At 38.7% G+C, this 13,109-nt stretch carries 10 protein-coding genes; all 10 read right to left on the reverse strand.

What is annotated here, in order from left to right; genetic code table 11:
- Window positions 1-11: 11 nt before the first annotated feature.
- Window positions 12-1,961: a DNA mismatch repair endonuclease MutL gene (mutL, locus tag ACSYTJ_RS04795; protein WP_491719620.1), complete on the reverse strand. Its 1,950-nt coding sequence runs from the start codon at window positions 1,959-1,961 to the stop codon at window positions 12-14.
- Window positions 1,962-1,980: 19 nt separating this feature from the next.
- Window positions 1,981-4,608 (reverse strand): DNA mismatch repair protein MutS, encoded by a 2,628-nt coding sequence (gene mutS / locus ACSYTJ_RS04800; protein ID WP_491719621.1) that lies wholly within the window; start codon window positions 4,606-4,608, stop codon window positions 1,981-1,983.
- A gap of 21 nt (window positions 4,609-4,629) precedes the next feature.
- Window positions 4,630-5,433 (reverse strand): TIGR00282 family metallophosphoesterase, encoded by an 804-nt coding sequence (locus tag ACSYTJ_RS04805; RefSeq protein ID WP_491719622.1) that lies wholly within the window; start codon window positions 5,431-5,433, stop codon window positions 4,630-4,632.
- Between the two features lie 92 nt (window positions 5,434-5,525).
- Window positions 5,526-7,085: a ribonuclease Y gene (gene rny / locus ACSYTJ_RS04810; RefSeq protein WP_491717304.1), complete on the reverse strand. Its 1,560-nt coding sequence runs from the start codon at window positions 7,083-7,085 to the stop codon at window positions 5,526-5,528.
- Between the two features lie 180 nt (window positions 7,086-7,265).
- Entirely contained in the window at window positions 7,266-8,336 is a 1,071-nt protein-coding gene (recA, locus tag ACSYTJ_RS04815; RefSeq protein WP_491716471.1) for a recombinase RecA, read from the reverse strand.
- Between the two features lie 85 nt (window positions 8,337-8,421).
- On the reverse strand, window positions 8,422-8,898 hold the full coding sequence (locus ACSYTJ_RS04820; RefSeq protein WP_491716472.1) for a nicotinamide-nucleotide amidohydrolase family protein: 477 nt from the start codon (window positions 8,896-8,898) through the stop codon (window positions 8,422-8,424).
- Between the two features lie 34 nt (window positions 8,899-8,932).
- The gene (pgsA, locus tag ACSYTJ_RS04825) at window positions 8,933-9,514 is read right to left on the reverse strand and encodes a CDP-diacylglycerol--glycerol-3-phosphate 3-phosphatidyltransferase (protein ID WP_491716473.1); all 582 of its coding nucleotides are present in this window, start codon (window positions 9,512-9,514) and stop codon (window positions 8,933-8,935) included.
- Between the two features lie 53 nt (window positions 9,515-9,567).
- Window positions 9,568-10,446 (reverse strand): helix-turn-helix domain-containing protein, encoded by an 879-nt coding sequence (locus tag ACSYTJ_RS04830; protein ID WP_491716474.1) that lies wholly within the window; start codon window positions 10,444-10,446, stop codon window positions 9,568-9,570.
- A gap of 94 nt (window positions 10,447-10,540) precedes the next feature.
- On the reverse strand, window positions 10,541-11,830 hold the full coding sequence (yfmH, locus tag ACSYTJ_RS04835; protein ID WP_491719623.1) for an EF-P 5-aminopentanol modification-associated protein YfmH: 1,290 nt from the start codon (window positions 11,828-11,830) through the stop codon (window positions 10,541-10,543).
- Window positions 11,814-13,082 (reverse strand): EF-P 5-aminopentanol modification-associated protein YfmF, encoded by a 1,269-nt coding sequence (gene yfmF / locus ACSYTJ_RS04840; RefSeq protein WP_491719624.1) that lies wholly within the window; start codon window positions 13,080-13,082, stop codon window positions 11,814-11,816. The genes yfmH and yfmF overlap by 17 nt, the downstream gene beginning before the upstream one ends.
- Between the last annotated feature and the right edge of the window lie 27 nt (window positions 13,083-13,109).

The raw sequence follows: 13,109 nt of genomic DNA on the forward strand, positions 1-13,109 counted from the left end.
TTTTACCTTCCTTAATCCCGTTTATTCTGGCTTTGATGTGGGTCTTGAATCCGTTTGAACATTTTTTCCATATCGTAATTCGTAAAATGAACCAACACCGGACGACCATGGGGACAATTGAATGGATCTTCGGCTTTCTCCAGTTGTGCAAGTAGTGATACTGCTTGTTTACGATCCAAATGATGGTTAGCCTTAATTGCCTGTTTACAACTCATCATAATTGCAGTTTGAGCCCTAAATTGAGCAACCGTGATTTTACCATTATTCAAAACGCTATCCACCATGTTGCGAATCGTTGCCTCTTCTTGCCCAGCAACGAACCAAGTCGGGTGATGACGAATAATAAAGCTATTCTTACCGAAAGGTTCCAAAAAGATCCCAATTCCTTGAAGTAAATCTAAACGTTCAGACAATTTAATTGCTTCAGTTGTGGAATACTCCAACACAATCGGCACTAATAAATCCTGTTGATCATTGGCAACATTCCCTATCGATTTACGAAACCGTTCATAGTTAATTCGCTCTTGAGCAGCATGCTGGTCAACAATATACAGCCCATCATCAGATTCTGCCAATAAATATGTTCCATGCATTTGTCCAATGTAAATCAAATTCGGAAACTTAGTTGATGAATCGACATTATGAACCTCACTTGACGTTTGGTTGGGGTTTGACTGCATTTCAGCAAACGGCCTAGTCATTGCCAATGGTTCATTCCGATAATGTTCAACAAAGTTATCAACGGCGGTGCCAAATAAATCTTTTCTTGTGTTGATTTTTATCAGCTTGGGAGGCGTTGTTTGCTGGTCTGGTTCAATAACCGTAGGATTTATATTCTCTGTCTTGGCTACCGTTTTAGAATCATGGTCTGTATCAACATGATAATGTTTAGGCTGACGATTAAGATCAAATGCTGTTTGATCATTATGGTAGCGTGGCTTTACCGAACGCTCACGGTTCATTACATCTGGAATTAAATTTTGATTTAAGAACCGTTTCGCAATCGTATTTGTAATTAGATTACAAAGTGCATCTTCCTTACTGACGCGGACAGTTTGCTTCGTTGGATGAACATTCACATCCACTAGGGTGGGGTCAACTTGAATGTTAATTACTGCGATCGGGTAGCGACCCACCATTAATTTAGAGCCATATCCGGCAACAATGGCTCTGACGATTTGATAATTTTTAATGAAGCGCCCGTTCAAAATCACCACTACGTAATTCCGATTTGCCCGCGTCAATTCGGGCAGGCTAAAATAGCCACTAATTTTAAAATCTAAATCATGGCCCTCAAAGGCAAGCATTTTTTGTGCTTTTTTAGCACCATAAATGCCGCCTAAGACTTGGAGCTGATCTCCCCGTCCAGAGGTTCTGAGCAGCTCTCGACCGTTGTGCACCAAGGAAAATGAAATTTCTGGATGCCCCAGTGCAATTTGATTTAAAACATCGGTAATTTTTGATAATTCCGTAGAAGGCGTCTTCATATACTTCAGCCGTGCGGGCGTATTAAAAAATAGGTTTTGCACTATTAGGGTAGTCCCGCGCCGTAATTCGGCTGGCTTATTATCAATTTCTTTGCCGCCGCGAACATGATATTCGACTCCCTGGGTCCCGTTAGAAGTCTTTACGATTACATCAGAAACGGAGGCAATACTTGGTAGGGCTTCACCTCGAAACCCGAGCGAATGCACGTTAAATAAATCACGGCGATCGCTAATTTTACTAGTTGCATGACGAGTAAAAGCTAAGGGCAGATCATCTGGATCCATTCCCTTACCATCATCAATCACTTGGATGCTATTAAATCCAGAATCAGTAACGTTGATATCAATTTGGGTACTATCCGCATCGATTGCATTTTCGACTAGTTCCTTAACTACAGAAGCTGGTCTTTCAACTACTTCCCCAGCTGCAATTTGGTTCGATAAAATTGGTGATAATTTATGAATCGCTCCCATCGAACTGCCCCCTTCTTAATTAATCATTCAACCGTTTTTTCCATTGGTAAACCTTATTCATAATATCCATTGGTGTCATTCCCATTAAATCAGTTTTAGCTAAATCGACCAAAACTTGCTTTTCAATTTTGCTATGCTTAACTAATTTATCATCAGCTAGTGGTTCTGAAAATAACGCCAGTTGCTGATCTTGTTGTGCTAACTCATCTGGTTGCGGCTGTGGTTGTGCATCCAAGGCAGGAGAATTTATTTCTTCATGATTAGAGTGTGCCTCTAAGTCCTTTAAAATCACGTCTGCGCGTTTTAAAAGCGGGCTTGGTAGTCCAGCAATTTTAGCAACATGAATTCCGTATGACTTATCAGCTGCTCCTGGTTTTACCTTGTGTAAAAACACTAGTTCACCATTTTTTTCACTAGCCCCCACATGCACATTTTTCAGATGTGGAAGCTCCTGGTTCAAGGCTGTTAATTCATGGTAATGAGTGGAAAACAGGGTCTTCGCATGAATTTGATCATGAACGTATTCGATAATCGCCTGTGCTAAAGCCATCCCGTCGTAGGTCGCAGTCCCCCGTCCTAGTTCATCAAATAGGATTAAGCTATTGGGCGTTGCCTGTTGCAAAGCTTGATTAGATTCCTTCATTTCGACCATAAAGGTACTTTCGCCACTAATTAAATCATCAGCTGCACCAATCCTAGTAAATATTTGATCAAAAATTGGCATTTGTGCTGATTTGGCGGGGACAAAGCACCCCATCTGAGCCATTATAACCGTTAATGCTAATTGACGCATATAAGTGCTTTTCCCAGACATATTAGGCCCTGTAATCAATAACACATTTGTATCATGATCCATCTCAATGTTATTAGGAACATAAACTTGCCGCCCCATTACCTTTTCAACTACCGGATGGCGTCCATCAATAATTTCTAAGTCATGATTATCATCTAATGTGGGGCGGACCCAGCGGTATTCTTCACTAATGCTAGCAAAGCTTTGGAGTACGTCTAACGTAGAAATTGCATCCGCTAATTTTTGAAGCCGTTGAATCGATTTTTTGACCTGTTCCCTAATTTCAGAGAATAAATCGTACTCTAAACTCTTTGATTTTTCCTGAGCTTCTAAGATTAACGATTCCTTCTCCTTCAATTCTGGTGTAGAAAAGCGTTCTGCATTGGTTAAGGTCTGTTTTCGTTCATAGCGGTCGCGTGGTAACTTATTCAAGTTCACCTTAGTCACTTCAATATAATAACCAAAAACATGGTTATAGCCAATCTTTAAGTTATTAATACCAGTTGCCTTTCGTTCACGCGCCTCTAAATCAGCTAACCATTGCTTACCGTTTTTCATTGCATCTCGATACTGGTCCAATTGACGACTGTAGCCATCTTGAATCACCCCACCCTCGGTAACTGAGATCGGTGGTTGTTCAACGATTGCAGCATCAATCAAGTTCGCAACATCGTCAACAGGTTCGATATTTCGGTAAATCCCTCCTAATACTTTGGGATTGAGCTGTTCTAAGCAATACTTAATTTGTGGAATTTGATTCAGAGAAGTTTTTAATTGAATTAGATCACGACCATTAACATTTCCAAAAGCTACCCGACCAGAAAGGCGTTCTAAATCATAAACCTTAATCAAAGCCTCTTGAAGTTGACTCCGTTCAAAATAGTGGTCCAGTAGTTCCTGAACTGCATTTTGTCGCTCAACGATCGCCTGTTTCTTGATCAGCGGACGCGTTAACCACCGCTTTAATTTCCGTCCACCCATTGCTGTTTTAGTGTTATCCAGTAACCACAATAAAGTTCCGGACCTTTTCTTCGTTCGAATATTTTGTGACAGTTCCAAATTATACTGAGAATTATGATCCATTTTTAAAAAATATGAAGGTTCATACGAAATTGCCTGCTGGAGATGGGCTAGATCCCTTTTTTGCGTTTCAGTAATATATGTCAAAAGAATTGCGACGCTTCTTTTTTGAACATCGGTAGGCAATTTTTGAGTTAGATAGCTAGTTTCAGCCATTTTTTTGACACCCTTTTGGTGTGAAACTAAGATTCCTAACTTTTCGAATTTCTTGATCAATTCAGCGCTAACCATATCATCAACAACAATTTCCTTGGTTTGTAAGCTAAGGGACTCATTAATAATGGCGGCTTCACTATTTAAAGCACTTGCACGTAGCTCCCCAGTTGAAAGCTCAGAATATGCAAAACCATATTGATTGTTCTGAGCATCGTAAACTAACGAAGTAAGGTAGTTATTATTTTTGGCATTCGCAACCCCTGATTCAGTTCTTGTTCCTGGTGTAATCAACTGGGTTACTGAACGCTTGACCATTCCCTTAGCTGATTTAGGATCTTCCATTTGTTCACAGATCGCGACCTTATAACCCTTATCCACTAAAATATCAACGTAGTTTTGAATCGCCCGATGTGGCACCCCACACATTGGAATGGGGTCTTTAGAATTACGGTTGCGACTAGTAAGGGTTAATTCTAAAATTTGTGAGCCTTTAACAGCATCATCATTAAACAATTCATAAAAATCCCCCAATCGATACATCAAAAAAGCATCTGGATATTGATCCTTAACTGCTTGGTATTGTTGCATCATCGGCGTTAGTTTCGCTGCACTTGCCATTATAAAGTTCCTTTCATTCTGTTATTTATCATACGGGTGATCTGGATTGATTAAGATGGGGCGAATTTTTGTAGCAAGCCCAGTACGATCACTAATATCGATAACACAACCAGATAAGATTCCAGCCCCATTTTCTTCAACCGCAAATCGCACTGGACGCTGAGTAATAAACCGCTTCAAGATTAAATCAGTCTGCATCCCTAATACGCTATCGTATGGACCAGTCATCCCAGCATCACTCATAAACGCAGTTCCACCAGGTAAAATACGGTAGTCATTAGTTTGCACATGGGTATGCGTTCCGATCAATGCCGAAATGCGCCCGTCTAAGTAGCGTGCAATTGCTGTCTTTTCGCTAGTGGTTTCAGCATGAAAGTCAATCAAACAATAATCAATGTCATTTTTAAGTGCATCTAAAATCCCATCAATCGTATCAAATGGATTGTTTAGATTATCCATAAAAACTAACCCCTGCAAATTAATCACAGCCACTTTTTTACCATTTACGTTAATAACCGTATAACCCTTTCCGGGGACATCTGGGCCAGGATAATTAGCTGGACGAATTAAGTTGGGCGTATCATCGATAAAGTCTAACAGCTCAGCATTGTTCCAGGCATGGTTACCTAAGGTGATCACATCTGCTCCAGCATTCATAATTTGCTTGTATCCCTTGTGACTAATTCCCCTACCCACTGAAGTGGAATTTTCTCCATTAACAATGGTAAGCTGCGGCTTTAAGTCCTTCTTTAACTTTGGTAGATATTCTTGTAGCATCGACACTCCGATATTACCAACAGTATCACCAACAAATAATAATCTCATCTAATCTGGGTCCTCGTTTCTTTTTTCGAAAGCATTTTATTTAATTTTAACACGGAAGAAAGTAAATAAAAAAGACCACTGCATGGTCTTTTCTACTTAGCATATTCAACTGATCGAACTTCACGAATAATCGTAACCTTAATGTGACCTGGGTATTCCATGTCAGACTCGATCTTACGTTTAATATTGCGAGCTAATACAACTGCTTGGGTATCTGAAACTTTTTCAGGATTAACGATGACCCTAATTTCACGCCCAGCTTGAATTGCATAGCTTTGTTTTACTTCTTTAAAACTATTACTAATTTTTTCTAAACTATCCAAACGGTGAACAAAGCTTTCTAATGACTTACTCTTTGCTCCTGGTCTGGAAATCGAAATCTTTTCAGCAACGGCAACTAATTCTGAAATCACATAACGTGGTTTTGTCGAATTAGTACTGTCATCAGCTTGAATAGAATCGATAATCACTGGACTTTCGTGGTATTTTTTAGCTAAATCAGCACCGATTTTAACGTGCGATCCATCAGCTTCGTGATCCACAGCCAGTCCAATTTCGTGTAATAATCCTGCGCGTTTTGCTAATGTAACATCCTCACCCAATTCAGCAGCTAATACTCCAGTGAGCTTTGCTACCTCAATCGACCGACTTAAAGCATTTTGTCCGAAGTACATTTTATACTTCAATTTACCAACTAACTTAATCAATTCGTGATTCATTGAATGAATTCCTAAGTCAAAGATGACATCTTCGCCAACTTCTTGAATGTGTTGATCTAATTCACGACGACTTTTCTCAACCATCTCTTCGATCCGAGCTGGATGAATTCGGCCATCCTTAATCAATTTTTCCAAGGCAATTTTGGCAACTTCCCTTCGAATTGGATCAAAACCACTTAGGATAACGGCTTCTGGAGTATCATCAATTACTAAATCAATTCCAGTTAACGTTTCAAAAGTCCGAATGTTCCGACCTTCGCGTCCGATAATCCGTCCCTTCATGTCATCACTTGGTAAGTTAACCACAGACACCGTTGTTTCTGAAACGGTATCAGCAGCGCTTTGTTGAATTGCCTGAACGATCAAATCCTTAGCATTTTCATTTGCATCATGATGCGCCTGATCATAACTGGATTTAATCATCTTGGCTCGCTCGTCAGCTAATTGATTCTTGGTCTCCTTGATAATCAAGTCGCGTGCTTCATCTTGTGATAGAGATGAAACCCTTTCGACTTCAAGTTGACGTTTTTCAACGAGTGATTCTGCTTCTTGTTGTCGCTTGGCAATTTGTTTTTCGTCTGCGTTAAGACGGGCTTCCTTTTTAGTAAACCAATTGTCACGTTTCTCTAATGATGATTCCTTGCGATCGAGGGAATCTTCACGTTGTAATAATCGATCTTCTTGCTTTTGAATTTCAGAACGGCGATCCTTTAATTCTTTTTCAATTTTTGATCGATAGTCATTACTTTCTTCACGTGCTTCAAGAATTGATTCTTTCTTAGTAGTCTCTGCCTGACGCTTTGCCTCAGCTAAAATGTCATCGACATTTTGATGGGCAGCGTTAAGACGCTTTTCAGTTGCACTTTGATGCACTGCTTTTCCAACAAAAAAACCAACGATAATAGCGATGATTGCGACGAGGATTAAATAAATAAATGGCACTATAACACCTCCGCATCATCAAACAATGATTAATTAATCAGTATTTTAGATGTTATTGATTACTATCACACTTACCCATTTTAAATTTTAGAAAGCAAAGTGTCAACTAACTTATAACCATTTCAAAATAAAAAGGTAAATTAAGTTAACTCAATTTACCTATCTTATTATTTATTTATCTTTTTGATTATCGGCATCAGACTTAGCATTACCATCCTTAGGAGTGCCTTCAGCAGCTTCTTTTTCAGCAGCACCGCCCATATTATAAGCTACGCGAACCTTATTGTAGATTTCAGCTTTAACATCAGGATGTTCAACTAAATATTGTTTAGCATTTTCACGCCCTTGACCAATACGATCTTCTCCGTACGAGTACCAAGAACCAGCTTTATTAATGATATCCTTATCAGCAGCCATATCAATTAATTCACCGTCTTGAGAAACCCCTTTTCCATACATGATATCCACTTCACAACGCTTAAATGGAGGAGCAACCTTGTTTTTGGCAACTTTGATCTTAGCGCGACTTCCGATAATATCAGTACCATCTTTAATTTGTTCACCACGCCGAATTTCTAGGCGGATCGTGGAGTAGAACTTAAGGGCCCGTCCACCAGGGGTCGTTTCTGGGTTCCCGAACATCACGCCGACCTTTTCACGAATTTGGTTAATAAATAATGCAATCGTTTTGGTCTTATTGATCGTCCCAGATAGCTTTCTTAAAGCTTGTGACATCAAACGCGCTTGTAAACCAACGTGGGTGTCACCCATTTCACCTTCAATTTCAGCTCTTGGAACTAGTGCAGCCACTGAATCGATTACCACGATATCAATCGCTCCACTAGATACTAGGGCATCGGCTATTTGTAACCCTTGTTCACCCGTATCAGGTTGGGAGAGCAATAAGTCATCAATATTAACCCCTAAGTTAGTTGCATATTCAGGGTCTAAGGCGTTTTCTGCATCAATGTATGCTGCAGTCCCACCTTGCTTTTGAACTTCTGCTACGGCTTGCAAAGCAATCGTAGTTTTACCAGAACTTTCAGGTCCATAGATTTCAACAATCCGTCCACGTGGATATCCACCTACACCAAGTGCATTATCTAAAACTAATGAACCTGATGGAACAGTCGAAATCCGCGTATCACCGCGGTCTCCCATCCGCATAATGGAACCCTTACCGAACTCCTTCACAATTCGCTTTAATGCACCGTCAAGTGCTGCCTTGCGTTCGTCAGCCATTCATTTTCCTCCTTATCGTTTCCAAAAAATCATCTTTATATACTATACTAATCAATTATCAAAAATGCAAACAAAAGTTCGTTTTTTATTGTTCTAATCGTTGAGCAAGCATTTCAAATCCCTTTGCAACCGCTGATCTTCTAACTTCGTCTCGATTGCCTTGAAAGTGATAAACGCTAGCAATCGTTGGATGGCCCACAAAACTCAGGCCAATCCAAACCGTTCCCGCAGGATTTCCTTCCAGTGAATCTGGCCCAGCGACTCCCGTAAATGAAACTGCGACCTTAGTATTTAAAATCTGACTCGCCCCACTTGCCATCTCAATTGCAGTTTCTTCGGAAACGACCCCAAATTGCTTGATCGTTTCATCATCAACCCCAACTAACTGATGTTTCACTTCATTAGCATAGGTAACAAATCCGCCCGGAAAAATCGCTGATACGCCAGCGACATCCCCTAACGTGCTTTGAAACATGCCAGCAGTCAAACTTTCTGCAGCTGTGATTGTAAGGCCAGAAGCAATCATCTTTTTAACTAACTGTGTTTGAAACCGATTTGCCATTTTATCACCCTCAATATTTAAATACGTAATAATTTTAAATTGAATTTTTAAATACAGATCCACTTTTAATAAAGTATTCCACACCAGAGTAAACGGTAAAAAACAAACAAATATATAGTAAAATTTCACCAATCGGCACTTTAATTAAGCTAAAAATAAAGTTATTCATAAATAAGAAAATGATCGAAAACATCTGTGAAGCCGTCTTAATTTTACCAGGCCAAGCTGCAGCAATCACTTCACCGTCGTTTTCAACTACGATCAATCTTAACCCCGTGACTGCAAGTTCGCGACAAACAATAATTGCTGCAACCCAAGCTGGAACTTTGCCATATGAAACTAAAATAATAAAGGCACTCATCACGATCATTTTATCAGCTAGTGGATCTGCAAATTTGCCAAAATTAGTAACAAGATGCTGTCTTCTTGCAATTTGACCATCTAAGAAGTCAGTAATTGTTGCCACGGCAAAGATTATTGCCCCAAGCAAGCTATTAATCGCAATCGTACTACCTAGAATGGTAACTGACCCCCAACTAATCGGCAGTACTAAAACTAAAATAAAAATGGGAATTAAAAAGATTCTTAACAGCGTTAATTTATTTGGTAAATTCATTAAAAAACCTCCAAATAAAAAGCCGGGTAAAACTACCCCGCTTTTTATCAATATTATTTACTAAAGTTAAAAGTAATGTTTTGAACTTGTGAATTGCTAGTTAATTTAACAGCTTTTCCGTTAATGTAAAGCTTAGTAGCAGTTGCATTCCCTAAGTTAAGGGTTGCAGAAGTCGTGTTACTTGGTAGCTTAACGGTATGGTTAACGTTTGCATCTTGTGATGCTTGATAAACATTACTACTATTTGCATTAATACTTACCCATGCCTTAGCAGAAGTTTCAATCTTGATTTCACTAGCGGACTTCTTAGTCGTAACACTATAAGTCCCACCATCAGTAGATGTACTTTCAGATTTGATCGTAGTATTTGATGCAGGTGCTTTTTTAGTTGTCTTTTTAGTCACCTTTTTGGCACTGCTGGATTCACTACTAGAACTAGACGATCCAGAAACTGAAACCGAACTACCACTATTAATGTTAGTTTGTTGAGAATTCTTAGAACTCTTGGCAGCAGCAAACCAAATCACTAGGATCACTAGGACCACCGCAACAGAAATGATCGTCACTGGAATGTATCTTCTAATCGTCATATTACGATCGTCTACTTTCCGTTGTGCCGTTCTGCTAGCGATTTTATCTTCACTGACTTTATCAACATATTCTGGGTTTTGAGTTTCAGGAAGTGCCTCATCGAATTGTTTCAATAATTCGGTGCCATCTAACCCAACAGCATCAGCATATTGCTTAACAAACGCCCGAACATAAAAATCACCGGGTAGTTCATCAAATTTATCTTCATCAATTGCAATTAAGTACCGCTTTTGAATTTTAGTATTATTTTGAAGATCATCAATTGTAAGTCCCTTTTTCACACGGGCATCGTGTAATGTTTGACCAATTGATGTTGTTCCTTTTTTATCTTCTTCACTCATCAAAATTACCTCAATATATTTTAAATTTTCACATTATTAAGTATATCATAACAATTGTTGCTAGATAACACTAGTTTGTAGATTGAACAATTTCTTAATCAAAAATATTAGTTGTAACTGCTTTTAAGTCAAATAAATGATCAGCAGCAGCCTTTATATCGGATATTTGAATTGAATTTGTAATCTCTATTTCATCATATAGATTCGTGAAATCATTCATTTGATTGCCTAATCTTGTGGCAATTGTTTCTAGTGAGTTCATCATTAAGACCCGTTGGCCAAGCTTTTCTTTTTTAATCAATTCAAAATCAGCTTTCAAGTCATCTAAGTGAGTATTTACATTTTTAAGCACTTCTAAGATGCGATCGATAAATGCTTGTGGATGGTTAGTATTAACGGACAAAAATAAAAAGTAAAATTCACGTTCACAATCTAATTCATAACCAAATGAATCGTCAATGATTCCCTCATCGTATAGTTCAGAATATAACCGCGAATTTTCGGAGAATAATACGCTCAAAAGTAGGGTCATTGCAATTTCTTGTTTGGCTTCGTTTGCTCCCTTAGCGAGTGGCTGAATCCCCTTAATCGCAAGTGCGACTTTGGGTCTTGATATTCCAATATGTTCATGGTGTGAAGCTAAAAATTGGTAAGGGGCTTGTTTTGGAAAGATTCGTTCGATCTTGACGGGGGCTGCAAATTGCTTCTTTGATTGATCAGCTTCAATAAATTGAATAATTTCTGCAAAATCAACGTTACCAACGATTTTAAGCGTCATATTGCTGGGTTGATAAAAGACCCGATATGCCAAATTTAAATCTTCAGCAGTGATTTTAGCAATTGATTCGACCGAACCGGCAATGTCTTGATTCAATGGAAAATCGGGGTAGAGGTTCCGTAACGTTTGGAAAAAGATGCGTGAGTTCGGTTCATCATTGTACATTTGAATTTCTTGGCCAATAATCCCCTTTTCCTTCTCCACTTTTGTTTGGGTAAAGTATGGAATTTGAACATAGTCCAATAGGATCTTTAAATTTTCTTTCACGTGATTAGTCGTTGAAAATAGGTAGTTCGTATCCGTAAAACTAGTGTAAGCATTGGCATTACTTCCGTATTTATTAAATAGGTCGAATGCATCGTATCCATCTTTATCGAACATTTTATGTTCCAAGAAGTGCGCGATTCCAGCTGGAAGCTTCACTGGTTTGCCTGTATCAGGATGAATGAACTCGTTATCAATTGAACCATAATTAACCTCAAGCGTAGCATAGGTCCGATGGTAATCAGGCTTTGGTACCACAATTACCAATAATCCATTTGCTAAGCGCTTGGAGTAAACGGTATCTCCATATACAGGGTAGTGTTTTTTATTCATCGTCATCATCAGCCTGCCCTTCTAAGAAATAAATCGCTTGCATTTCAACTTGTTTGGCCACTTTAATAATATCCGCCTTGGTTACATTATTCACATGGTTACACCATTCCGAAACAGAAATATTTTGATGGGTCAAAGCATCCGAACTGGCCTTCCCAATTAGGTAAAATGGGCTATCTAAACCAGATAACCGTCTGCTAATCAACTCCGCCTTGCCACTTTCGATATCTTCATTGGTAAAATCACCGTTCTGCATCGCAGTTAGTTGTTCAGCAATAATTTTTAAGACCTGATCATAATTCTTAGCGTCAATTCCAGATTGAACGATCACAATCCCATAAGCAGCAGTATATAAACTATCTGCGTAATATGCCAAACTATTCTTTTCTCGAACGTTCTTGAATAGCTTTGAATTAGGCGTTCCACCGAACAAACTGTTAAATAACATCGCGGCGTATTTTAAATCGTCATCATATAAAACAGGAAGGTAGTACGCAATATCCAATTTACTTTGATTTATCTTTTGAACTTCAGTCTTTTTACGAACCGCTTGAACAGGCTGGTATGAAGTCTTTAGGTCTAAATGCTCTTCATTTCGTGGCGTAAAATCCATTTTAGTGAACGCTTGTTGGACCTTTGATTCTTCAACGTTACCCAGTACATAAATTTGAATCTGTGAATTAGCTAGCGCTGATTGGTAGATTTCAAACGTTCTTTTCGGATCTGTAGCCATTAACTGATCGACCGTTCCATATAATAATTGAGCATAATCAGGATTATCTTGATAGTACAAATCCATTAACTGATTGGATGCGTAGTATTGCTTATTATCTGGAATCGACTTTACATAATTAATGATGTTTCGCTTTTTAATTTCAAAAGCATCTGAATCAAACGCCCCATTCTTGGCAAGCGGTTTAAAAATGACGGCATTTAAAAAACTAACCGCCATTTCAAAAATTGATTCATCTGTTGGTAAGTATTTTTGGTTCGGAAAAGACATGTTGATTCTCAATACATGCAAATGACCACGTCTAAGGACATCCGTCTCAAAGTTAGCCCCGTACATATTCGAAAGCTGCTTTGCCAGTAAGGATTGTTCTGGATATTCTTGGTTCCCACTATGCATCATTTCAGAAATAATTGAAAATGCTGCAAATTTTTTATGATCGAGAGGTTCGATAAAATCAATCATAATGCTGTTACTCTTAAACTTATCATTTGAAATTACTTCTAGGTTTACACCATTAATCAATTTCAAATATAATTCCCCCTTTAAAAACTACAT

The organism is Nicoliella sp. ESL1113 (assembly GCF_058509245.1).